Annotated in this window: 19 protein-coding genes; 7 read left to right on the forward strand and 12 right to left on the reverse strand. The window is 58.4% G+C overall.

All coding sequences use genetic code 11. From position 1 onward, the window contains the following. Both ptsI and crr read left to right on the forward strand, forming a co-directional pair. A partial coding sequence (ptsI, locus tag QMM04_RS10760; RefSeq protein WP_282996158.1) for a phosphoenolpyruvate-protein phosphotransferase PtsI occupies nucleotides 1-1,703 on the forward strand: 1,703 nt, incomplete at its 5' end. A 42-nt stretch (nucleotides 1,704-1,745) separates the two neighbouring features. After that, on the forward strand, nucleotides 1,746-2,249 hold the full coding sequence (gene crr / locus QMM04_RS10765; protein ID WP_282996159.1) for a PTS glucose transporter subunit IIA: 504 nt from the start codon (nucleotides 1,746-1,748) through the stop codon (nucleotides 2,247-2,249). Between the two features lie 244 nt (nucleotides 2,250-2,493). Here crr and QMM04_RS10770 read toward each other — a convergent pair whose 3' ends face one another. From QMM04_RS10770 to QMM04_RS10815, 10 genes are all read right to left on the reverse strand, one after another. Beyond that, complete coding sequence (locus tag QMM04_RS10770) at nucleotides 2,494-3,855, reverse strand: ATP-binding protein (RefSeq protein ID WP_021508080.1); 1,362 nt, start codon at nucleotides 3,853-3,855, stop codon at nucleotides 2,494-2,496. Beyond that, nucleotides 3,852-4,532, reverse strand: a complete 681-nt coding sequence (locus tag QMM04_RS10775) for a response regulator transcription factor (RefSeq protein ID WP_021508079.1) — start codon at nucleotides 4,530-4,532, stop codon at nucleotides 3,852-3,854. Before QMM04_RS10775 ends, QMM04_RS10770 begins: the two co-directional genes overlap by 4 nt. A 173-nt stretch (nucleotides 4,533-4,705) precedes the next feature. Next, nucleotides 4,706-5,590: a cysteine synthase CysM gene (cysM, locus tag QMM04_RS10780; RefSeq protein ID WP_058758351.1), complete on the reverse strand. Its 885-nt coding sequence runs from the start codon at nucleotides 5,588-5,590 to the stop codon at nucleotides 4,706-4,708. A 72-nt stretch (nucleotides 5,591-5,662) separates the two neighbouring features. Beyond that, nucleotides 5,663-6,751 (reverse strand): sulfate/thiosulfate ABC transporter ATP-binding protein CysA, encoded by a 1,089-nt coding sequence (cysA, locus tag QMM04_RS10785; RefSeq protein ID WP_282996160.1) that lies wholly within the window; start codon nucleotides 6,749-6,751, stop codon nucleotides 5,663-5,665. After that, on the reverse strand, nucleotides 6,741-7,613 hold the full coding sequence (gene cysW, locus QMM04_RS10790) for a sulfate/thiosulfate ABC transporter permease CysW (RefSeq protein ID WP_021508076.1): 873 nt from the start codon (nucleotides 7,611-7,613) through the stop codon (nucleotides 6,741-6,743). Before cysW ends, cysA begins: the two co-directional genes overlap by 11 nt. Continuing rightward, a complete protein-coding gene (gene cysT, locus QMM04_RS10795; RefSeq protein ID WP_021508075.1) occupies nucleotides 7,613-8,446 on the reverse strand; it encodes a sulfate/thiosulfate ABC transporter permease CysT in 834 nt (277 codons plus the stop codon). The genes cysW and cysT overlap by 1 nt, the downstream gene beginning before the upstream one ends. Continuing rightward, on the reverse strand, nucleotides 8,446-9,462 hold the full coding sequence (locus tag QMM04_RS10800; protein ID WP_282996161.1) for a sulfate ABC transporter substrate-binding protein: 1,017 nt from the start codon (nucleotides 9,460-9,462) through the stop codon (nucleotides 8,446-8,448). The genes cysT and QMM04_RS10800 overlap by 1 nt, the downstream gene beginning before the upstream one ends. Nucleotides 9,463-9,682: 220 nt before the next feature. Beyond that, nucleotides 9,683-10,585: a Dyp-type peroxidase gene (locus QMM04_RS10805; RefSeq protein WP_166711950.1), complete on the reverse strand. Its 903-nt coding sequence runs from the start codon at nucleotides 10,583-10,585 to the stop codon at nucleotides 9,683-9,685. Between the two features lie 97 nt (nucleotides 10,586-10,682). Continuing rightward, nucleotides 10,683-11,303, reverse strand: a complete 621-nt coding sequence (locus tag QMM04_RS10810; RefSeq protein WP_058758347.1) for an RpoE-regulated lipoprotein — start codon at nucleotides 11,301-11,303, stop codon at nucleotides 10,683-10,685. Nucleotides 11,304-11,417: 114 nt separating this feature from the next. Further along, nucleotides 11,418-11,843 (reverse strand): GNAT family acetyltransferase, encoded by a 426-nt coding sequence (locus QMM04_RS10815; RefSeq protein WP_021508071.1) that lies wholly within the window; start codon nucleotides 11,841-11,843, stop codon nucleotides 11,418-11,420. 209 nt (nucleotides 11,844-12,052) lie between these two features. Between QMM04_RS10815 and amiA the strand changes: the two genes are divergently transcribed. Together amiA and hemF are read left to right on the forward strand one after the other, a co-directional pair. Next, a complete protein-coding gene (gene amiA / locus QMM04_RS10820; protein ID WP_021508070.1) occupies nucleotides 12,053-12,910 on the forward strand; it encodes an N-acetylmuramoyl-L-alanine amidase AmiA in 858 nt (285 codons plus the stop codon). A gap of 47 nt (nucleotides 12,911-12,957) precedes the next feature. Beyond that, nucleotides 12,958-13,878: an oxygen-dependent coproporphyrinogen oxidase gene (gene hemF / locus QMM04_RS10825; protein WP_021508069.1), complete on the forward strand. Its 921-nt coding sequence runs from the start codon at nucleotides 12,958-12,960 to the stop codon at nucleotides 13,876-13,878. A gap of 72 nt (nucleotides 13,879-13,950) precedes the next feature. On the opposite strand, the gene maeB is transcribed toward hemF, so the two are convergent. After that, nucleotides 13,951-16,230: an NADP-dependent oxaloacetate-decarboxylating malate dehydrogenase gene (maeB, locus tag QMM04_RS10830; RefSeq protein WP_150361617.1), complete on the reverse strand. Its 2,280-nt coding sequence runs from the start codon at nucleotides 16,228-16,230 to the stop codon at nucleotides 13,951-13,953. Nucleotides 16,231-16,582: 352 nt separating this feature from the next. Here maeB and tal point away from each other — a divergent pair, with 352 nt between their 5' ends. The 3 genes from tal (at nucleotide 16,583) to ampH (ending at nucleotide 20,926) form a co-directional block, all read left to right on the forward strand. Next, on the forward strand, nucleotides 16,583-17,533 hold the full coding sequence (gene tal, locus QMM04_RS10835; RefSeq protein ID WP_282996162.1) for a transaldolase: 951 nt from the start codon (nucleotides 16,583-16,585) through the stop codon (nucleotides 17,531-17,533). Between the two features lie 69 nt (nucleotides 17,534-17,602). Next, on the forward strand, nucleotides 17,603-19,612 hold the full coding sequence (tkt, locus tag QMM04_RS10840) for a transketolase (protein WP_282996163.1): 2,010 nt from the start codon (nucleotides 17,603-17,605) through the stop codon (nucleotides 19,610-19,612). 144 nt (nucleotides 19,613-19,756) lie between these two features. Continuing rightward, entirely contained in the window at nucleotides 19,757-20,926 is a 1,170-nt protein-coding gene (gene ampH, locus QMM04_RS10845; protein WP_031279806.1) for a D-alanyl-D-alanine-carboxypeptidase/endopeptidase AmpH, read from the forward strand. A 192-nt stretch (nucleotides 20,927-21,118) separates the two neighbouring features. On the opposite strand, the gene QMM04_RS10850 is transcribed toward ampH, so the two are convergent. Next, on the reverse strand, nucleotides 21,119-22,168 hold the full coding sequence (locus tag QMM04_RS10850; protein ID WP_282996164.1) for a DUF1176 domain-containing protein: 1,050 nt from the start codon (nucleotides 22,166-22,168) through the stop codon (nucleotides 21,119-21,121). Nucleotides 22,169-22,698: the final 530 nt, after the last annotated feature.

The following is a 22,698-nucleotide window of genomic DNA, read 5'->3' on the forward strand; positions in this document are numbered from 1 at the left end:
CGGGTATCGCTTTCGGCAAAGCACTTCTGCTGAAGGAAGATGAGATCGTCATCAGCCGTAAAAAAATTACTGACGATCAGGTTGAGCAAGAAGTTCAACGCTTCCTTGATGGACGTGGCAAAGCGGCAGTACAGCTCGAAGCCATCCGTGTCAAAGCCGGTGAAACCCTCGGTGAAGAGAAAGCGGCGATCTTTGAAGGTCACATCATGCTGCTCGAAGACGAAGAGCTTGAGCAGGAAATCATCGACCTGATTAAGAAAGATCACGCAACGGCTGACGCTGCGGCGTACTCTGTCATTGATGGCCAGGCCAAGGCGTTGGAAGAACTCGACGACGAATACCTGAAAGAGCGTGCGGCTGACGTGCGTGACATCGGTAAGCGTCTGCTGCAAAACATCCTCGGTCTGCATATTGTCGACCTGGGTGCTATCGCAGAAGAATCTATTCTGGTGGCGAAAGATTTAACGCCGTCAGAAACCGCACAGCTGAACCTGAAGAAGGTGCTGGGCTTTATCACCGATATCGGTGGCCGTACTTCGCATACGTCCATCATGGCGCGTTCTCTGGAGATCCCAGCGATTGTCGGTACCGGTAACGTCACCACGCAAATCAAAAACGGTGACTTCCTGATCCTCGATGGCGTGAATAACAAGATTTACGTTAATCCTACCGATGCAGAACAAGAAGAATTGAAAGCGATTCAGACGCAATACCTGTCTGAAAAGCACGAACTGGCGAAACTGAAAGATCTGCCCGCTATCACGCTGGACGGCCATCAGGTGGAAGTGTGCGCCAACATTGGTACCGTGCGCGATGTCGCCGGTGCAGAGCGCAACGGTGCAGAAGGCGTGGGCCTGTATCGTACCGAGTTCCTGTTTATGGACCGTGACTCGCTGCCAACCGAAGAAGAGCAATTCCAGGCATATAAAGCGGTAGCTGAAGCCATGGGCTCTCAGGCCGTTATCGTGCGTACCATGGACATCGGCGGCGATAAAGATCTGCCGTACATGAACCTGCCGAAAGAGGACAACCCGTTCCTCGGCTGGCGTGCGATTCGTATCGCCATGGACCGCAAAGAGATTCTGCATGCTCAGCTGCGCGCTATCCTGCGTGCCTCTTCCTTCGGCAAACTGCGCATCATGTTCCCGATGATCATTTCTGTTGAAGAAGTGCGTGCGCTGAAGGCCGAGCTGGAGCTGCTGAAAACCCAGTTGCGTGAAGAAGGCAAAGCCTTTGATGAGACCATTGAAGTGGGCATTATGGTGGAAACACCGGCTTCAGCGGTGATTGCGCGTCATCTGGCGAAAGAAGTCGACTTCTTTAGTATTGGGACAAATGACCTGACGCAGTATACTCTGGCGGTCGATCGTGGTAATGATTTGATTTCACACCTCTATAACCCAATGACGCCATCCGTACTCGGCCTCATTAAGCAAGTGATCGACGCGTCACATGCCGAAGGGAAATGGACCGGCATGTGTGGTGAGCTGGCGGGTGATGAACGTGCTACACTACTGTTACTGGGAATGGGGCTGGACGAATTCAGCATGAGTGCCATTTCAATCCCGAGCATCAAGAAGATTATTCGTAATACCAATTTCGAAGATGCGAAGGCATTGGCGGAGCAGGCTCTGGCTCAACCCACAGCGGAAGATTTGATGAACCTGGTGAACAAGTTCATTAAAGAAAAAACGCTCTGCTGATCCACGAGACGCTGGCCCCAAATTACTGCTTAGGAGAAGATCATGGGTTTGTTTTCTAAACTTTTTGGCGAAAAATCAGAGAGCGCGTCAGGGACTATTGATATCGTTGCGCCTCTGTCAGGCGAAATCGTGAATATCGAAGACGTACCTGATGTGGTATTCGCAGAGAAAATCGTCGGTGATGGTATCGCCATCAAACCTACTGGCAACAAAATGGTTGCACCAGTGGATGGTACTATCGGCAAGATTTTCGAAACCAACCACGCGTTTTCTATCGAGTCTGATAACGGCATCGAACTGTTCGTGCACTTCGGTATCGACACGGTAGAACTGAAAGGTGAAGGCTTCAAACGCATCGCTGAAGAAGGCCAGAAAGTGAAAAAAGGCGATGTGGTGATCGAGTTTGATCTGCCGCTGCTGGAAGAGAAAGCCAAATCCACGCTGACCCCGGTCGTGATCTCGAATATGGATGAGATCAAAGACCTGGTGAAACTCTCCGGTCAGGTTACCGTGGGCGAAACGCCGGTTATCCGCATCAGGAAGTAAACCGCGCTGATTGCGTGAAAACGGCACCCAATGGGTGCCGTTTTTGTTTGTTTCACACGCTGATGAATGATTTGCAGGCGAGCGCTTCTGGCAAAGCGCACCGTGCCTGTTTGAGGGCAGGACGACCGGGCAGAGGAGCAAAGCGTCCCGCGCCATGGATGGCGCGGGCCGAGGCCCAGGGACGGTTTATGCCGTCTTTGCGATCTGTCCGGTCGTCCTGACCGCCTGCGCCTGGCATGATGATTTACGCCTGCTTCCAGCGCGGCAGCCGCAGTGTCACTTCCAGCCCGCCTTCCGGACGATTCACTGCCTGAACTTCGCCGTGATGGGCCAGAACCACTTTGCGCACGATCGACAGCCCCAGCCCGTAGCCTTTGCCCATTAGCGGTGAATTCACCCGAACGAACGGATCGAAGATACTCGACAGCTTCTCATCATCCACGCCCGGCCCCTGATCGCGCACGCGAATTGCCAGCCACTGATTCTCCGCCTGCAACTGCACGCTAATATGCTGCCCCTGATGCGAGAAACGCAGCGCGTTGCGCAGCACATTCTCCACGCCGCGGCGGATCAGCTCAGCATTACCGCGCACGGTGTAATCTGCGTTCTCATCCACCAGAAAATCTACGTGCACACCGGGGATCTGCGCTTCGTAGCGCACATCGGTTACCACCGCATGCAGCAGGCCGGTCAGGTCAAAATACTGCTCGCCAGGCATGCTCTCATGTTCAGCGCGCGACAGCGTCAGCAGTTCGCCGATCATCTTATCCAGACGGCGCGCCTCCTCGTCGATGCGATTGAGTGAGGATGCTACCGACTCCGGCGTCTGACGCGCCAGACCGGTGGCTAATTGCAGGCGCGCCAGCGGGGAGCGCAGCTCGTGGGAGATATCGTGCAGCAGCTCCTCGCGCGCTTTCACCAGCGTATCCAGCCGTTCCACCATCGCATCAAAATCCTGGGCCACAATCGACAGCTCATCATGGCGGCGGCGCATCACCGGATAGAGCCGCACCGACAAATCACCGCGCGACACGCGGGCAAACCCCTCGCGCAGCTGACGCATTGGCCGCGTCAGGTTCCACGCCAGCAGCAGACTGAACAGCAGCCCCAGCGCGCCGGCAAAGGTAAACATCGGCTCGGGGATATTCAGAATACGACGCGGGCCTCCGCCACCCATTGAACTGTCTTCGCGCAGTCCTTTGACGTCATAGCGCAGTTCGTACTCTTTACCGTCAGCGCCCTTCACCCAGCGCACAATCACCTGCGGAAACGGGCCGTGAAACGGCTGATTAAAGGTCTCCGGCGGCGCATTGTCCGGCGTAGTGGCCGGTCTGGCGTGCTGAATCACTGAGAAAAACTGGCGATCGTTCGGCTCCCAGTCGGCCATCATATCGTCGAGCGAGCTGGGGCCGCCGCGCTCCAGTACCGACACCGCCGAAGCCATTTGCAGATTAACGATCCGACGCACCGCCACAATCTCCGGCGGCTCGTGACGGTTTCCTGACAAGGTAAAGCCCAGCCACAGCAGCTGGCTGATAATCACAAACACAATCCAGAAGCCCAGCAGGATCTTCCAGAACATGCGGCCACGGTAGCTGTGTTTCATCGAATGCGATAACCAATGCTGCGCACGGTTTCAATATTCACGCTGTCTGCGGTTAGCGCAGCCAGCTTCTGGCGGATGTTGCTGATGTGCACATCCACGCTGCGATCGTAAGCTTCACGCGGACGGCCCAGCCCCTTTTCCGACAGCTCATCTTTGGACACCACGCGGTCCGGTGCGCGCAGCAGCAGATCCAGCAGATTGAACTCCGACGCGGTGAGATCAAAAGCTTTGCCCTGCCACTCCGTGATACGCGTAGCCGGGTTCAGGCTGAGATCGCCCCAGCGCAGGACCTCTTTCTTATCCGGCACCGGTGCCTGATCTTCAAAGCGACGCAGCACCGCGCGCAGACGCGCCACCAGCTCGCGCGGATAGCAGGGTTTGGGCACGTAGTCGTCCGCGCCCATCTCCAGGCCGATAACGCGATCGATATTGTCGCCCTTCGCCGTCAGCATAATCACCGGCAGGCGGCTGTTCTGCCGCACCTGACGCAGCACATCAATACCGCTCATATCCGGCAGCATGATGTCGAGAATCATCGCGGTGTAGTGTCCGGATAACGCCCCTTCAATCCCGGCGCTGCCGGTCAGCACCAGCTGGGTTTCAAAACCTTCGGCAATCAGGTACTGGCTCAGCATGGTGCCAAGTTCAACATCGTCATCAACAAGCAGGATTTTCATCTTTTTCTCTCGTACAAAATTGCCGCTATTTTGTCCTGAGTGCCGCGGGAAAGCAGCCGGTTTTACGCGATCCTTACAGTGACCGCGTCAGAACATGCTTAGGGAGACTATAGACAAAAATGGCCCGTACGCCGCGTCACAAGGCGCACGAAGCCAGAAACAGGCGGGGGGAACTAGCGGTGAAAAACGCCGGTGGAGAGATAGCGATCGCCGCGATCGCAGACAATGGCGACAACCACACTGCCCGGCTGCGCCGTCGCGATGCGCAATGCGCCAGCCACAGCCCCACCTGAACTGACGCCGCAGAAAATGCCTTCGCGCTGCGCCAGCGCGCGCATGGTCTCTTCTGCCTCCTGCTGCGCCATATCTATCACTTCATCCACCAGTTCCGGACGAAAAATCCCCGGCAGATAGGCCGCCGGCCAGCGACGAATACCGGGAATACTGCTGCCCTCCTGCGGCTGCAAACCAATCACTTTCACCGCCGGAGCAAACTCTTTCAGATAGCGCCCGACGCCGCTGATGGTGCCGGTGGTGCCCATGCTGGAGACAAAATGTGTCATACGACCGTGGCTTTGCTGCCAGATCTCCGGACCGGTGGTGAGATAATGGCCGAGCGGGTTGTCGGGATTATTAAACTGATCCAGCACTTTGCCTTCACCGCGCTGCGCCATGGCCTGCGCCAGATCGCGTGCGCCCTCCATGCCCTGCTCGCGTGTCACCAAAACCAGCTCAGCCCCGTAGGCGCGCATCGCATCCTGACGCTCCTGGCTCATGTTCTCCGGCATCAGCAGGCGTAACCGGTAGCCTTTCAGCGCGGCAATCATCGCCAGCGCAATGCCGGTATTGCCGCTGGTGGCCTCGATCAGGGTGTCGCCGGGCTGGATTTCACCCCGCAACTCAGCGTGGTGGATCATCGACCAGGCCGCGCGATCTTTCACCGAACCTGCCGGATTGTTGCCTTCCAGCTTGAGCCAGATTTCGCTGCCGTTATCCGGCGTCAGGCGCTGCAACTTAATCAGCGGCGTATTGCCGATGGTGTTTTCCAGAGTGGTCACGGTGTCATTCCAGCCGAAAGGAGTACAAATAAATCGGGCGGGAAAATCCCGCCCGAAGGAGTGACAAAAATATCAGGCGCTTTCGGCAAAGGCAACCGGGCGCAGCGGCGTGGTGCCCTGATAGATACGTGCCTGTTGCAGACCAACAAACAGCCGTTCGCCGCGGATTGGCGCCGTCTGTTCACCGGCGAATACCACCGAGATTGGCTCGCTCTGCCAGCCGACGGGCTGAACCACCAGCTGCCAGAAGTGGCCACGCGGACTGATCTCCAGCACCTGCACCGGTAACGGCGTCTCCAGGCTACTCTGGCGTGACACGTCCACTTCCCACGGACGCAGGAACAGCTCCACATCGCCCTGATGCGCTGGCGTATAGCCCAGCGGCCAGCGATGTGCGCCAACATGGAACTGCGAGCCGTGCACTTCGCCGTCAAAGCGGTTCACTTCGCCAAGGAACTCCAGCACGAAGCGGGTCGCGGGCTCGCGCCACACGTCATCCGGTGCGCCCACCTGCTCAATATTGCCCTGACTCATTACCACCACGCTATCCGCTACTTCCATCGCTTCTTCCTGGTCGTGGGTCACAAACACGCTGGTAAATTTAAGCTCTTCATGCAGCTGACGCAGCCAGCGGCGCAGCTCTTTACGCACCTGGGCATCCAGCGCGCCAAAGGGTTCGTCCAGCAGCAGAATCTGCGGCTCAACCGCCAGCGCACGCGCCAGCGCCACGCGCTGTTTCTGCCCACCGGAGAGCTGTGCCGGGTAGCGGTTGGCCAGATGTGCCAGCTGCACCATCTCCAGCAGACGGGTAACGCGCTGGTTAATTTCGGCGCTGTTCGGACGCTCGCGGCGCGGCAGCACCGTCAGGCCAAAGGCAATGTTGTCGAACACCGTCATATGGCGGAACAGCGCATAGTGCTGAAACACAAAGCCGACCTGACGATCGCGCGCGTGCGTGCGGCTGACGTCTTTGCCATGAAAATGGATCTGCCCGCTGTTCTGGTGCTCCAGCCCGGCGATAATGCGCAGCAGCGTGGTTTTACCTGAACCGGACGGTCCGAGCAGCGCCACCATCTTGCCGGAAGGAATATCCAGAGAGATATCGTTCAGCACCGGCGTGCGGCCAAATGCTTTATTAATGTGTTTAATCTCAATGCTCATGATTTTCCTCCTGTTGGCGCTTCTGCTGATGCTCTAATCGCCACTGCACCACGCTTTTCAGAAACAGCGTCACAATTGCCATCAGGGTCAGCAGCGCGGCGGCGGTAAAAGCGCCCACGGTGTTGTAATCCTGATGCAGTAATTCAACCTGTAAAGGTAAGGTATAGGTTTCGCCGCGAATGGAGCCGGACACTACCGATACCGCACCAAATTCGCCGATGGCACGCGCGTTGGTCAGTACCACGCCGTATAGCAGCGCCCAGCGGATATTTGGCAGCGTCACGCGGCGGAACATCTGCCAGCCAGACGCGCCCAGCAGCACGGCGGCTTCATCTTCGTGGCTGCCCTGGCTCAGCATCACCGGCACCAGCTCGCGCACCACAAACGGACAGGTAACGAAAATCGTCGCCAGCACCATACCTGGCCAGGCAAACATCACCTGGATGTTGTGCGCATCAAGCCAGCCGCCAGCCGGGCCGTTCACACCCCAGAACAGCAGATACATCAGACCGGCCACCACCGGCGACACGGCAAACGGAATATCGAACAGCGTCAGCAGCAGCTGGCGACCGGGGAAAGTAAAGCGCGTCACCAGCCAGGCCAGCAGCGTGCCGAACACCAGGTTAACCGGCACGGTAATCAGCGCCACCAGCACCGTCAGCCAGATGGCATGCAGCATGTCACCATCCTGCAGGTTGCTAAAAGCCTTGCCGATGCCCTGCCCCAGCGCCTCCCAGAAGATGGAGACCATCGGCACCACCAGCAGGCCAATCGATACCAGCACGCCAATGCCGATCAGCAGCCATTTGCCCCAGTTCACCGGCTGACGCTCGGCATGATTGATCTGTGAAATCTCAGCCATCAGTGACCTCCCAGACGGCGGCCAAAGCGGCTCTGCAGGGTGTTAATCGCAAACAGCAGCAGCAACGACGCCGCGAGGATCACCGAAGCGATGGCGCTGGCGGCCGGATAATCAAACTCCTGCAGGCGAACAAAAATCATCAGCGAGGTCACTTCAGTTTTCCAGGCGATGTTACCGGCGATAAAGATCACCGCGCCAAATTCACCGAGGCTGCGGGTAAACGACAGCGCGGTCCCGGCCAGCAGCGCCGGCGCGACTTCCGGCAGCACCACGCGCCGGAAACTCTGCCACGGTGTGGCACCAAGGGTTTCCGCCGCTTCCTCATACTCCGGGCCTAACTCTTCCAGCACCGGCTGCACGGTACGCACCACAAACGGAATGCTGGTGAAAGCCATCGCTACTGCGATACCGAGCCAGGTGTAAGACACTTTGATATCAAAATGCGCCAGCCACTGACCGTACCAGCCGTTAACCGAAAACAGCCCGGCCAGCGTCAGGCCGGCCACCGCCGTCGGCAGCGCAAACGGCAGGTCCATCAGGCCATCCAGCAGCGTACGGCCGGGAAAACGATAGCGGGTCAGGATCCACGCCATCAGCATGCCAAACACCGCGTTAAACAGCGAGGCCACGCCCGCTGACAGCAGCGTGACTTTATACGCCGCCACCAGTTGCGGATTGCTGATCACCTGCCAGTACTGCGCCAGCGTCATCTGCGACAGCTGCATGATTAGCGCGCTGATCGGCAGCAGCAGAATCAGGCAGGTAAACAGCAGGCTGGTGCCGAGGCTGAGGCCAAAGCCGGGCAGAACGCGTTTCTGTGCAGAAGCCAACATCAGCCGCGCCCCGCTGCCAGTAATTTATCCAGCTCACCGCCGCTGGCGAAGTGGGTTTTCATCACCTGCGGCCAGCCGCCAAACGCGTCATTAACATTGAACAGCGCAGTCTGCGGGAAGCGATCTTTCTGCTCCGCCATCAGCTGCGGGTTGTTCACGCGATAGTAAAAGCCGGTGATGATTTTCTGCGCCTGCGGCGTGTAGAGGTAGTTAAGATAGGCTTTCGCCGCTTCCTCCGTCCCGTTGTGTTCGACGTTCTTATCGACCCACGCGACCGGGAATTCAGCAAGGATGTTGGTTTTCGGCACAATCACTTCGTATTGGTCTTTACCGTACTGGTTACGGATATTGTTCACTTCCGATTCAAAGCTGATCAGCACATCACCCAGCCCGCGCTCGGCAAAAGTGGTGGTGGCACCACGGCCGCCGGTATCAAACACTTCGACGTTCTTCAGGAACTTCGTCATAAACGCTTCGGTTTTGGCCTGATCTTTGCCGTCCGCCTGGTCGGCAGCGCCCCACGCAGCCAGATAAGTGTAACGGCCGTTACCGGAGGTTTTCGGATTCGGGAAAATCAGCTTCACGTTATCGCGCGCCAGATCGGCCCAGTCATGAATCTGCTTGGGATTCCCCTTGCGCACCAGGAAGGCCATGGTGGAATAAAACGGTGAGCTGCTGTTGGGCAGACGACTCTGCCAGTCGGCCGGGATCAGGTTACCTTTGTCGTGCAGCACCTGCACATCGGTCACCTGATTATAGGTCACGACATCGGCACGCAACCCCTGCAGAATGGCCAGCGCCTGTTTTGAGGAGCCCGCATGTGACTGTTTAATGGTCAGCTTGTCGTCAGGGTGCGCCGCGTTCCACTGCTGTTCAAACGGCGCATTCAGGGCAACAAACAGTTCACGTGACACATCGTAAGAGCTATTGAGCAGCTCTGTTGCCTGTGCCGCGCCCGCTAAACTCAGCGACAGCGCTATACCGCCAAGCCATTTTTTCGAAACCGAACGTGTCATGCTGCACCCTGAGAAATGGAGTTCGAGCCTATGCCATTAGATGCTGTCAGTGTATTTATAACTCTGGCGAAAGCTGTAACGGTTTTATATATCGTTTAGGGATTTCAAAGTCTAAAAAGGCATAAGCCAGCGGCAGAGTTTATGCGCAGGGCGGGATTAACTGAGCCGCGTCAAGCGGGGATGTGGTGCGCACGGCGGCGCACCGGTAAAACGCGATGGATTAACGTGACAGCGCCTGCAGCGCCGTCAGCGAAGGGGCAAAGAAGTAGCTGCCGCTCACCGGTTTGGTGAACCGTAACATGGCATCCATCTTGCCGTCGCGCTCGCCAAACATGCTCAGCAGCTGCTGCTCAATGTTATACAGACGATGACAGTACGAAATAAAATAGAGACCGTGGCGACCGCTGGCGGTGCCGTACGGCAGGCTCTGGCGCAGAATCTTCAGGCCTTTGCCCGCTTCTTTCAAATCCACGCGACTCAGGTGCGACGTCGCCGGCCGCTGATCGCCCGGCAGCTCTTCATTGTCCTGTTTGGTGCGGCCAATAATCGCTTCCTGCTTATCAATCGCCAGCCGGTTGAACTGCGGCAGGTTGTGCTCCCAGCGCTGGGTAAACACATAGCTGCCGCCGGCATCCGGGCCGTCAGCAATGATCGCCACCTGCTGGCGCGCCTCGCCCTGCGGGTTTTCGGTGCCATCAACAAAACCGGAAAGATCGCGATCTTCGACCCAGCGGAAACCGTGCGTCTCTTCTTCAATGGCGACCGCGCTGGCAAACGCCGTCAGCGCCGCCTGCGCCAGCGAAAAGTTCACGTCGTGACGCAGCGACTGAATATGGATCAACAGATCGCGCTGGGTCGCCGGTGCCGCACCTTTGCCGAGCGGCGTGAAAGCTTTGAGTTCGGGAGCTGAGTCGGTGCCCTGCAGATCGCGCCACAGCGCATCACCAAAGGCGATGACCGCACCAAGGCCGGCGTCCGGGAATTGCTGCTGTAGCGCAGCCAGCTGTTGCAGAAAGGCGTGGCAACCCTGACGCAGCGCAGCGAGGTCGCCGGTGGCGCGGGCTTCCAGCCAAATGGCAAAACGGCGGTGCTCCAGCAGGATCCCGCTCTGAAACTGAGACATGACAATGCTCTCCGGCATAAAAGTTAACGGCGTTTTTCGCCGGTATCATACCGGAAAGCCCTGCGCAGAAGATGCGTTAACGCAATTTTTTCGCCAGTTAACGCTGCCAGACGATCTTACTGATTTTCCAGCTTTTTAACGTATCATCTGACGGCATCAGCCCGGTCGGACCGTGCCACTCGCCGCTGTAGATATAGGCGATATGCTGACTACCCGGCGCGCGGCACTCAACATCGCGCACATCCAGCCCGGCAACCATTTTGCAATTATCAAACGCTTTGCTGAATTTATCGCTGAACGCATCACCGATTTTACTGCCGTCGGCGCTGCGCGCATCGCTATCGAGCACTTCAATGCGCTCGACGCTACGCTGGCCATTAATCACCAGCTTAACCTTACCGTCATCCAGCGCCTGCCAGAAATCCACTACCTGCCCGTTCTGCGTGCGCATGCCCTGACGCAGCTGATAATCATTGTTCAGCGCGGCGCTAATGGCGGACTCCGACATTGCCGTGTTGCTGTTCAGCCCGGCGACGCCCTGCTCGGTGACGGTGAGCGAACTGCCAAACCAGCTAAACGGATTGAGCGCCGACCAGTGATAGCTGAGCGGATTGTACCAGTGACTTTCGCTGGTGCTGGCAGGGGAAGAGGAACCGGAACTGGCGCAACCGGCCAGCACCAGGGCGCTGACCAGCAGGGCGGGACGAACAACTTTCATGCAAACTCCTTTCTTTTGTGCCGACTGGCGTGCCTGTTGGAGTCGCAAACCGGCAAAAAGTTTATTCGCTGTTGCTGCATGGCGGGCAGAAACCCGGCCGCGCGACGAGTGGAATCAGTATTCACGGTCTTCAATCAGGCGTTTGCCCAGCAGCAGTGAGTCGACCGGCTCGTAATCCAGCTTCTCGTAGAAAGCCACCACCTGATCGTTCTCTTCGCGCACCATCAGATGGATTTTCGGGCAGCCGCGCGCAATCAGCTTTTTCTCCAGCCGGTTCATCAGCGCATTGGCAAATCCCCGGCCCTGATAATCAGGGTGCACCGCCAGATAGTAGGCGGAGCCGCGATGGCCATCGTAGCCGCCCATCAGCGTGCCCACGACCTCGCCGCCTACCTCAGCCACCAGAAACAGCTCCGGGTCATGGTTCATTTTGCGTTCGATGTCGAGTTCCGGATCGTTCCACGGCCGTAACAGATCGCAACGCTCCCAGAGCGTAATGACTTCTTCAAAATCTTCCTGGCGGAAGGAGCGAATTTCCATCGGCGTTACCCTGCAATGAGGCACAATTCGCTGATTATCACGCATTCTTTGCCAGGCGCAACCCTCGCAGGGCGCAACGGCTGAAAAAAACGGCTAAATAGCGATTCGCGGCCTGAAATACAAAGTAATGTCCTGAAATGGTTCGGCAGTCGCCGCCGGACGGCGCTTAAGCTATAACACGGGGCAGGTTTACTCTCAGGGACATGTTAATGAACAAGATTTCACTGTTGCGGCGCCTGACCAATCGCCGCCAGCTGATCCTCTCCGGCCTGGCGCTGGCGGTGCTGTCGCCGCGCGCGGTCCAGGCGCAGGAAACGCGCGCGGCAGTGCCCGTCAGCGCACGCCATACACCGCCGAAACCGGCCACCAGCGGCAAGCGCATTGTGATGATCGATCCCGGTCACGGCGGCATTGATTCTGGCGCGGTGGGTCAGGAAGGCTCAGAAGAGAAGCACATCGTACTGGAGATCGCCAACACCGTGCGTACGCTGCTGCAGAACCACCCGAAGGTGGAAGTGCGGCTGACGCGCGACAGCGACCACTTCATTCCGCTCTACCAGCGCGTGGAGATTGCGCATCAGCACGGCGCCAACCTGTTTATGTCGATTCACGCCGACGGCTACACCAGCCCGGAAGCCAACGGTGCATCGGTGTTCGCCCTCTCCAATCGCGGTGCCAGCAGCGCCATGGCGCGCTATATGTCGCAGCGCGAAAACGACGCCGATAAAGTGGGCGGCGCGGCGGTGCAGGAAAAAGATAATTACCTTAACCAGATCCTGTTCGACCTGGTGCAGACCGATACCATCCGCAACAGCCTGACGCTGGGTAAACACGTGCTGGACCAGATTCGTCCGGTGCATCACCTGCACAGCCAGCACACCGAGCAGGCGGCGTTCGCGGTGCTAAAATCCCCGTCCATTCCGTCGGTGCTGGTGGAAACCTCGTTTATCACCAACCCGCGTGAAGAACAGCTGTTGGGCACCACGGCGTTTCGCCAGAAAATTGCCCGGGCGATTGCCGACGGTATCGTCAATTACTTTGATGAGTACGATCGTCGCCAGGCCTGATAGCGTTTTGTGCTAGAATCGCGGCAAATTTTTGCAATGAGTGAGCCATGAGCAATCCCGATATTTCGCGCGTCAAAGCCTATCTGCTGGCGCTGCAGGATGATATTTGCGCCGGTCTGGCGGCGGAAGACGGCAGCGCCAGCTTTGCCGAAGACACCTGGCAACGCCCCGGCGGCGGCGGTGGACGCAGCCGCGTGCTGCGTAATGGCAAGGTGTTCGAGCAGGCTGGGGTTAATTTCTCCCATGTGTATGGCGAGCAGATGCCCGCGTCAGCCACCGCGCACCGCCCGGAGCTGGCGGGCCGCAGCTTCGAAGCGATGGGCGTGTCGCTGGTGGTACACCCGGAAAATCCGTATGTGCCAACCAGCCACGCCAACGTGCGCTTTTTCATTGCCGAAAAGCCGGGCGCCGATCCGGTCTGGTGGTTTGGTGGCGGTTTCGATCTCACCCCTTATTACGGTTTCACAGAAGATGCCCGGCACTGGCATCAGACCGCGTTCGATCTGTGCCAGCCGTTTGGCGACGACGTCTATGCGCGCTACAAAAAGTGGTGTGACGACTACTTCTACCTGAAACACCGCAACGAGCAGCGCGGCATTGGCGGCCTGTTTTTTGATGATTTGAATACGCCGGATTTTGATCACTGCTTTGATTTCATGCAGGCGGTCGGCAACGGTTTCATGCAGGCCTATCAGCCGATTGTAGCGAAGCGCAAAGAACTGGCGTGGGGCGAGCGCGAGCGTCAGTTCCAGCTTTATCGCCGGGGCCGCTACGTTGAGTTTAATCTGGTGTGGGATCGCGGCACGCTGTTCGGTCTGCAGACCGGCGGTCGCACCGAATCGATTCTGATGTCGATGCCGCCGCTGGTGCGCTGGGAATATGATTATCAACCCGCCGACGACTCCCCGGAAGCCGCGCTGACCCGCGATTTCCTGCCGGTGCAGGATTGGCTGGGGCTGGAAAAATAAGCCAGGTGCGCATTTATGCGCACCTTGCGGAATAATCCGCTAAAACGCGCCCCCGTGGGGTTGCCCTGCCGGTCACAACGGCTCGGTCTGCGCCTCCACCACCGCCAGCGCCACCATGTTAACAATGCGCCGCACCGAGGCGATGCGCGTCAGCACATGCACCGGCTTGCGGATGCCCATCAGCACCGGCCCCACCGTCACCCCTTCCGAGCAGGACACGCGCAGCAGGTTGTAGCTGATGCGTGCGGCCTCAACGTTCGGCATGATTAGCAGATTGGCGGTACCTTTCAGCGGGCTGTCCGGCATCAGCTCGCGACGAATACTCTCCACCAGCGCTGCATCGCCGTGCATCTCGCCGTCAATCTCCAGTTCCGGCGCTCGCTGCTGAATCAGCGCCAGCGCCTCGCGCATCTTCCGCGCGCCGGGGGCATTCGAAGTGCCAAAACTGGAGTGCGACAGCAGCGCCACGCGCGGTTCGATGCCGAAACGCCGCACGGTTTCTGCCGCCAGCAGCGTGATATCCGCCAGCTGCTCAGCGCTGGGATCCTCATTCACATAAGTATCGGCAATAAACGTGTTGCCGCTCGGCAGCAGCAGCGCGTTCATCGCCCCGGCGACCTTGACGTCATCGCGGAAGCCAAACACCTTCTCCACCACGTCATAATGTTCGCGGTAGTCGCCGATGGTACCGCAAATCATCGCGTCCGCTTCGCCGCGATGCACCATGATGGCGCCGATCAGCGTGGGATTGCCAATCACCGCGCGCTGGGCGGTTTCCGGCGTGACGCCGCGCCGCTTCATCAGCTGATAATATTCATTCCAGTACTCCTTGAAGCGCGGATCGGACTCGTTGTTCACGATCTCAAAATCACGCCCGGCCTCGATTTTCAGCCCCTGCTTCTGTAAACGCATGGCAATCACGTTGGGACGACCAATCAGGATCGGCTTCGCCAGCCCGAGCGACACCAGCTCCTGAGTGGCGTGCAGCACCCGCACCTCTTCGCCTTCCGCCAGCACCACGCGCTGCGGCGCTTTACGCGCCTGCGAGAAGATCGGCTTCATGAACAGATTGGTTTTATACACGAACTCGGTGAGCTGCTCGCGGTAGGCGTCAAAGTCAGCAATCGGTCGCGTCGCCACGCCGGAATCCATCGCTGCTCTGGCGACGGCCGGGGCTATCTGCACAATCAAGCGCGGATCGAACGGTTTGGGAATCAGGTATTCCGGGCCAAAGCTCAGATCCTGATCGTCGTAAGCGGACGCTACCACGTCGCTCTGTTCCGCCTGCGCCAGGGCGGCAATCGCATGCACCGCCGCCAGCTTCATCTCTTCGTTGATGGCGGTGGCACCGACGTCCAGCGCGCCGCGGAAGATGAACGGGAAGCACAGCACGTTATTCACCTGATTGGGGAAATCCGAGCGCCCGGTACAGATAATCGCATCCGGCCGCACCTGCTTCGCCAGCGGCGGCATGATCTCCGGCTCCGGATTGGCCAGCGCCAGAATCAGCGGATTTGGCGCCATCTTCTGCACCATCGCTGGCGTCAGCGCTTTCGGACCGGAGCAGCCGAGGAAAATATCCGCGCCGCCAATTACCTCATCCAGCGTGCGCGCCCCGCTATCCTCCACGGCATAGGCGGCTTTGGTCGGCGTCATGTCCGCTTCGCGATCGCGATAAATCACCCCTTTTGAATCACACACCACGATATTTTTCTGCTGCATGCCAAGCGCCACCAGCAGATTGAGGCAGGCAATGGCTGACGCGCCAGCGCCCGACACCACCAGCCGCACGTCAGCAATCGCCTTATTCACGATGGTCAGGCCGTTAAGCACTGCCGCGGTACAGATGATGGCCGTGCCGTGCTGATCGTCATGAAACACCGGAATCTGCATGCGCTGCCGCAGCTGCTGCTCAATGTAAAAACACTCCGGCGCTTTGATGTCCTCAAGGTTGATGCCGCCGAACGTCGGCTCCAGCGCGGCAATCACCTTAATCAGCTTGTCCGGGTCGTGCTCGTCGATTTCGATGTCGAACACATCAATACCGGCAAACTTTTTGAACAGCACGCCCTTGCCTTCCATCACTGGCTTGCCGGCCAGCGCGCCAATATTACCGAGCCCCAGCACCGCCGTGCCGTTGGAGATCACCGCCACCAGATTGCCGCGCGCGGTGTATTTGTGCGCGGCCAGCGGATCGGCGGCAATTTCCAGACAGGGTGCCGCCACACCGGGGGAATAGGCCAGTGCCAGATCGCGCTGCGTCGCCAGCGGCTTAGTGGGTGACACCTGAATTTTTCCGGGGGTGGGATATTGGTGAAAATCGAGCGCGCTTTGCTTGAGTTGATCGTCCATCAGACATCCTTTTGCACGGCTGAAAAGCCCTCAGTATAAGAACGCGCGGCGCAAAAGAGGGTGAAGGCGCTCAAAGAACGCACAGTCGCCAGGGCACGGATTGCCACGGCTTCGCCTGCGGCTTTGGGACAGCCTGCTATGCTTAAGGGTGGCAAAACGCTGAGCTGAACCGATCAGGCAGGCCTGACTATCAGAAACGCGCCCCGACGTCACAATCAGAGAAAACGCATTTTCTTCATCCGGCGTCTGTTGCACTGTGTGGAACCTCCCTTCCCCGATAAGGGCGCACCTAAGACGATGACTGCCCGGGTGCCTGTTTTGCCCACATTATTGCTAATCAAGGAGTTAAGCGATGAACCAGCTAGATGCATTGAAACAGTTCACCACCGTGGTGGCGGACAGCGGCGACATCGAATCCATTCGCCATTACCACCCGGAAGACGCCACCACCAACCCTTCGTTGATCCTGAAAGCTGCCGGTCTCGATGCTTATAAACATCTGATTGATGACGCTATCGACTATGCGAAAAAACAGGGCGGCAGCAAAGAGACGCAAATCATCAACGCCAGTGACAAAGTGGCGATCAACCTCGGTATGGAAATTCTGAAAAGCGTACCGGGCCGTGTTTCGACCGAAGTGGATGCGCGCCTCTCTTTCGATCGTGGCATGTGTGTGACCAAAGCGGAGAAACTGGTCCGCCTGTATGAAGAGAACGGCATCGACCGCTCACGTATTCTGATCAAACTGGCGTCCACCTGGGAAGGCATCAAAGCGGCGGAAGAGCTGGAGAAGAACGGCATCAACTGTAACCTGACGCTGCTGTTCTCCTTCGCCCAGGCGCGCGCCTGTGCCGAAGCCGGCGTGTTCCTGATTTCGCCGTTTGTCGGCCGAATCTACGACTGGTACAACACGCGCAAACCGCTCGACCCGTATGTGGTCGACGAAGATCCGGGCGTTAAATCGGTGCGTCGTATTTACGACTACTACAAAAAGCACCGTTACAACACCGTCATCATGGGTGCCAGCTTCCGTAAAGTGGAGCAGATTGTGGCACTGGCCGGCTGCGATCGCCTGACCATCTCCCCGAACCTGCTGGAAGAGCTGGCCAACAGCGAAGCGCCGGTGGAGCGCAAACTGGAGCCATCAACCGAGTGCTTCCACCAGCCGGCACCGCTCTCCGAAGCGGAGTTCCGCTGGGAGCATAACCAGGATGCGATGGCCGTGGAGAAACTGTCCGACGGTATCCGCCAGTTTGCCGTCGACCAGCAGAAGCTGGAAGACGTGCTGGCCGCCCGCCTGTAATCCTGAACTCACCTTCTGCCGGACGGGTTGCGGCCCGTCCGCTTTTGCCCAATTACAAGGGAGAACCCTATGTCTTCACGCAGAGAGTTGGCTAACGCGATCCGCGCCCTGAGCATGGATGCGGTACAGAAAGCAAATTCCGGCCACCCAGGTATGCCGATGGGCATGGCTGATATCGCCGAAGTGCTGTGGCGCGACTTCCTGAAGCACAACCCGACCAACCCGGCCTGGGCGGATCGCGATCGCTTCATTCTGTCTAACGGGCATGGCTCGATGCTGCTGTATAGCCTGCTGCATCTCACCGGCTATGATCTGCCGCTGGAAGAGCTGAAAAACTTCCGCCAGCTGCACTCAAAAACGCCGGGCCACCCGGAAATTGGCTACACGCCGGGCGTTGAAACCACCACCGGCCCGCTCGGCCAGGGGCTGGCCAACGCTGTCGGTCTGGCGATTGCCGAGCGCACGCTGGCGGCCCAGTTTAACCAGCCTGGCCACGATATCGTCGATCACTTTACCTATGTGTTTATGGGCGACGGCTGTCTGATGGAAGGCATCTCACATGAAGTCTGTTCGCTGGCCGGCACGCTGGGCCTCGGCAAACTGATTGGCTTCTACGATCACAACGGTATCTCCATCGACGGCGAAACCGAAGGCTGGTTTACCGACGACACCCACAAGCGTTTTGAAGCTTATAACTGGCACGTGGTGGGCAGCGCCGAAGGCATCGACGGCCACGATCCGGACGCCATCGCGGCGGCCATCAAAGAAGCGCAAAGCGTCACCGACAAGCCTTCGCTGATTATCTGCCGCACGGTGATCGGCTTTGGCTCGCCAAACAAAGCCGGCAAAGAGGAGTCGCACGGGGCCGCGCTCGGCGAAGAAGAAGTGGCGCTGACGCGTAAACAGCTCGGCTGGAACTACGGTCCGTTCGAAATCCCGCAGGATATTTATCAGCAGTGGGATGCCAGAGAAGCCGGGGCCGCGCAGGAGAAATCCTGGGAAGATAAGTTCACGGCTTATCATCAGGCGCATCCGCAGCTGGCGGATGAATTCAGCCGCCGCCTGAAGGGCGAAATGCCGGCTGACTGGGAAAACAAAACCAGCCAGTTCATTCGCGATCTGCAGGCTAACCCGCAGAAAATCGCCAGCCGCAAAGCCTCACAGAACACGCTGGAAGCCTTCGGTAAATTGCTGCCGGAGTTCCTCGGCGGTTCCGCCGACCTCGCGCCCAGCAACCTCACCATCTGGTCCGGTTCGAAGCCGATCAAAGAGGATCACGCCGGTAACTACATTCATTACGGCGTACGCGAATTTGGCATGACGGCGATTGCCAACGGTATCGCGCATCACGGTGGCTTTGTGCCTTATACCGCCACCTTCCTGATGTTCGTCGAATACGCGCGTAACGCAGCGCGCATGGCCGCCCTGATGAAAGCGCGCCAGATTATGGTCTACACCCACGACTCAATTGGTCTGGGCGAAGATGGCCCGACGCACCAGCCGGTTGAACAGCTGGCCAGTCTGCGCGTGACGCCAAACTTCAGCACCTGGCGACCGTGCGATCAGGTCGAGACCGCCGTGGCGTGGAAAGCGGCGATTGAGCGCCATCACGGTCCGACCGCGTTGATTCTGTCGCGTCAGAACCTGCTGCAGCCGGAGCGCAGCGCGCAACAGGTAGAGAACATCGCGCGCGGTGGTTACATCCTCAAGGATTGTGACGGCACGCCGGACGTCATCCTGATTGCCACCGGTTCCGAAGTGGAGATCACGCTGGGCGCCGAAGCGAAACTCAGCGCCGACGGCCATAAGGTGCGCGTGGTGTCGCTGCCGAGCACCGACGTGTTCGATAAACAGGACGTGGCCTACCGTGAATCGGTGCTGCCTTCCACCGTGCGTGCGCGCGTGGCGGTTGAAGCCGGTATTGCCGACTACTGGTACAAATACGTCGGCATCGACGGCAAAATTGTCGGCATGACCACCTTCGGCGAATCGGCGCCAGCCGGCAAGCTGTTCCCGGCCTTTGGCTTTACCGTTGAGAACGTGGTGAGCCACGCCGAATCGCTGCTTAAGCCTGCCTGAGTGTCTGGCCCTTTCCCGCTGCCGGGAGAGGGCCGTTTTATTTCACAGCCTGATACAGAAAAAAATCCGCCCCGCCCCCTTCCCGCTTTGCGCAAACTGATTACTATAGGTTTTCCTCCGATTCCTATAGCGGACGCTTTCCCGTTGAAAAAACGTACTCCTTTTTTACTGGCCTTAATGGTTGCCGTGCTGCCCTTTACCAGCGCGGCGCAGGTATCGCCCGATCCGCTGCTGGCCTCGCAGATTGTTGATCGCTATGCCGAACATATCTTTTATGGCAGCGGTGCGACCGGTATGGCGCTGGTGGCAATTGACGGTAACCAGCGCGTGTTCGCCAGCTTCGGCGAAACCCGTCCCGGCAATAACGTGCGCCCACAGCAGGACTCACTGATCCGTATCGCCTCGCTGAGCAAACTGATGACCAGCGAAGTGATGGTGAAGATGGCCGAGCGCGGCCAGATTCGCCTTGACGATCCGCTGAGCAAATACGCGCCGCCGGGCGCCCGCGTACCGACGTACAACGGCCAGCCGATTCGGCTGATCAATCTCGCCACCCACACCAGCAGCCTGCCGCGCGAGCAGCCGGGCGGCAAACCGCATCGTCCGGTGTTTGTCTGGCCAACCAAAGCCGACCGCTGGCAGTGGCTGCGCGGCGCACAGCTCAAAGCCGCGCCGGGCACGCAGGCAGCCTATTCCAACCTCGCCTTCGATTTGCTGGGCGATGCGCTGGCTAAAGCCGCCGGCATGCCTTATCCGGCGCTGCTGCAGCAGCTGGTGACGCGTCCGCTCGGCATGAAGGATACCACCTTCACGCCATCACCGGATCAGTGTCAGCGCCTGATGATTGCCGAAAAAGGGGCCAGCCCGTGCAATAACACGCTGGCAGCCATCGGCAGCGGCGGCGTGTATTCCACGCCGGACGATATGGGACGCTGGATGCAGCAGTTTCTCAACTCGGCGGTGAATCACCGCACGCCGCAGATCGATCGGCTGCAAACGCTGATTTATCGCCGCGACCAGCTGACCAAAGTGGAAGGCATGGACGTGCCAGGACGCGCCGACGCGCTGGGCATGGGCTGGGTTTACATGGCACCGAAGGCGGGCCATCCGGGCATCATTCAGAAAACCGGCGGCGGCGGCGGCTTCATCACCTACATGGCGATGGTGCCACAGCACAACGTCGGCGTATTTGTCGTGGTGACGCGCTCGCCGCTGACCCGCTTCACCCCGATGAGCGATGGCGTCAACAACATGCTGGCTGAGCTGGTGGGCAACCAGACGGGCTCACCGATGATGATCGGCAATATCCGCTAAGTCTTTAACAGCTGATGTCATGTCACCGTAGCCAAAGCGTGAGTTATGACGAGCAGTTACTGCGAACCCTCCCCTAAATCATTCGTGCTGCAGGAAGGCGGCAAGGATGGGCATCCCCGGGAGCTTACTCAGGTAAGTGACCGGGGTGAACAGCCGCAGCCAACGCCCCTGCAGTGCGAAGGATGACGGGGATTACTGAGTGACCCAGAGGGTGGGCCAGTCATCACTACTATGCCAGGCGTCACAAGTCTTCTCCTCCGCATACTCCGCCAGTACGAAAGCATTACCATCAAACTGCCAGCGTGTGGCCACACCGCAGTCGCCCAGACCGCGCCCTTTACTGAAGGTATACAGCTGGCCGTTACTGGCATCGAACTCGGCGTTCACCAGCTCCAGCTGATTATCAGTGCGCGACGGCGGGGTAAACGGCAGGTTGAGCGTGATGCCGCGCGACACATACGGCTGGCTGCGCGTGACTTCAAACGCCAGATCGATCACGTTGTAGGCCCCGGTTTCGCAGCTTATCAGCAGCAGCGCTTTGCTGTCGGTGAGTGGCGCAACGCTGACTTCCCGCCGCAGCGGATCGAGCGAGCAGTTATCGGTATTAACGCGCCAGGTTCCGTAATCGATCAGGCCGGTGGTTTCCTGCTGCGTCAGCGGCGCGGGTGCGGGCAGCGCTGCCGGCAGCTGTGGAATCGAGGGCGGCGGTGGCACATCCCACTGCACGCGATCACCGCGCTTTACCCAGGCGCTGGCACCGTTAACCCGCCCCTGTACGTCATCCATCAGCAGCAGCGCCGCTTTCATACCGCGCAGCGGAATAGTGGCGCTGGCTTTATAGGTGAGCTGTAAATTGCTGGCATCCAGCGTCTGGGCGAGAAATTCGTCGATGGCGATGGCGTTGCTGGTGGCCAGATGATGCGGCTCCACCGTCCAGTGTTTGAGGTCCGGATTGAGGCGGCGCTGGTCGAGCAGCAGGTTGTCTTTTAGCGCCGCGCCCGGCAATGCACCGCTGTAGGCGCTGCCGTAATCAATGCGCAGCAGTGGCCGATCGTTGACCCCGGCGTGACGCGAAATCGTCATCACCAGGCCATTATCGCCAGGAAAACTGCGTGCCACGCAGAACGCCGCGTTGTTGCAGGTGATCTGCCAGTCGGAAAACGACTTTTGCAGCGGCTCGGCCTGTACGCCGGCAATCAGCAGAAAGGGCAATAAAAGCAGCGACTTCATCCAATACGACATGAAAAAAAACGATCCCCGATTCCTGGAAAGAAAATGATAGCGCAATGCATGCGCGGTCATCAGGCCGAAACTGTGAAGTGGCCTGAAAAGCGAAGTTAACTGCTGAAAAAGCCGTCGCCTTATGGGCGATCTGTGTGGAATAGCGCAACAGCTCCATCATCCGGTGCGGCTGATTTCTGCTCAATCGGATTCGTCGGACAATTTTTACCCCCTTCACAAAACGGTCAAATACACACAAACGGTCATAAGCGGTCATGCTATGGTGCTGGCAGAGCGTCAACGCTGTGCATGGTCTCTCTCATTCCCTCGCGTAATAACGCGCATTTATGTGAATGCGATCACTCAAATTTGAAATAAAGAGATCTCATTTACATAAAAAATCCTATGAAAATCACCTTAATGTCGCCGGGCCAGTTGGTCGCTGCGGACTCGTGCCCAGCCCACATTTTCACATTCCGGCATCCAGTAATTTATAGCCATCGGAGGGAAGTCATGTTGCCGATTGAAAGACAGCAGCGAATTATTGACGA

Origin of the sequence: Pantoea sp. Pa-EAmG, from assembly GCF_030024295.1 — a bacterium.
In the GTDB taxonomy this organism is placed as follows: Bacteria; Pseudomonadota; Gammaproteobacteria; order Enterobacterales; family Enterobacteriaceae; genus Pantoea; species Pantoea dispersa.

Bases quoted from the DNA above. Each gene is read 5' to 3' on its own strand.
- crr (WP_282996159.1), top strand. From the start codon at position 1,746: ATGGGTTTGTTTTCTAAACTTTTTGGCGAAAAATCAGAGAGCGCGTCA.
- QMM04_RS10770 (WP_021508080.1), bottom strand. From the start codon at position 3,855: ATGAAACACAGCTACCGTGGCCGCATGTTCTGGAAGATCCTGCTGGGC.
- QMM04_RS10775 (WP_021508079.1), bottom strand. From the start codon at position 4,532: ATGAAAATCCTGCTTGTTGATGACGATGTTGAACTTGGCACCATGCTG.
- cysA (WP_282996160.1), bottom strand. From the start codon at position 6,751: ATGAGCATTGAGATTAAACACATTAATAAAGCATTTGGCCGCACGCCG.
- cysW (WP_021508076.1), bottom strand. From the start codon at position 7,613: ATGGCTGAGATTTCACAGATCAATCATGCCGAGCGTCAGCCGGTGAAC.
- cysT (WP_021508075.1), bottom strand. From the start codon at position 8,446: ATGTTGGCTTCTGCACAGAAACGCGTTCTGCCCGGCTTTGGCCTCAGC.
- QMM04_RS10800 (WP_282996161.1), bottom strand. From the start codon at position 9,462: ATGACACGTTCGGTTTCGAAAAAATGGCTTGGCGGTATAGCGCTGTCG.
- QMM04_RS10805 (WP_166711950.1), bottom strand. From the start codon at position 10,585: ATGTCTCAGTTTCAGAGCGGGATCCTGCTGGAGCACCGCCGTTTTGCC.
- QMM04_RS10810 (WP_058758347.1), bottom strand. From the start codon at position 11,303: ATGAAAGTTGTTCGTCCCGCCCTGCTGGTCAGCGCCCTGGTGCTGGCC.
- QMM04_RS10815 (WP_021508071.1), bottom strand. From the start codon at position 11,843: ATGGAAATTCGCTCCTTCCGCCAGGAAGATTTTGAAGAAGTCATTACG.
- amiA (WP_021508070.1), top strand. From the start codon at position 12,053: ATGAACAAGATTTCACTGTTGCGGCGCCTGACCAATCGCCGCCAGCTG.
- hemF (WP_021508069.1), top strand. From the start codon at position 12,958: ATGAGCAATCCCGATATTTCGCGCGTCAAAGCCTATCTGCTGGCGCTG.
- maeB (WP_150361617.1), bottom strand. From the start codon at position 16,230: ATGGACGATCAACTCAAGCAAAGCGCGCTCGATTTTCACCAATATCCC.
- tal (WP_282996162.1), top strand. From the start codon at position 16,583: ATGAACCAGCTAGATGCATTGAAACAGTTCACCACCGTGGTGGCGGAC.
- tkt (WP_282996163.1), top strand. From the start codon at position 17,603: ATGTCTTCACGCAGAGAGTTGGCTAACGCGATCCGCGCCCTGAGCATG.
- QMM04_RS10850 (WP_282996164.1), bottom strand. From the start codon at position 22,168: ATGTCGTATTGGATGAAGTCGCTGCTTTTATTGCCCTTTCTGCTGATT.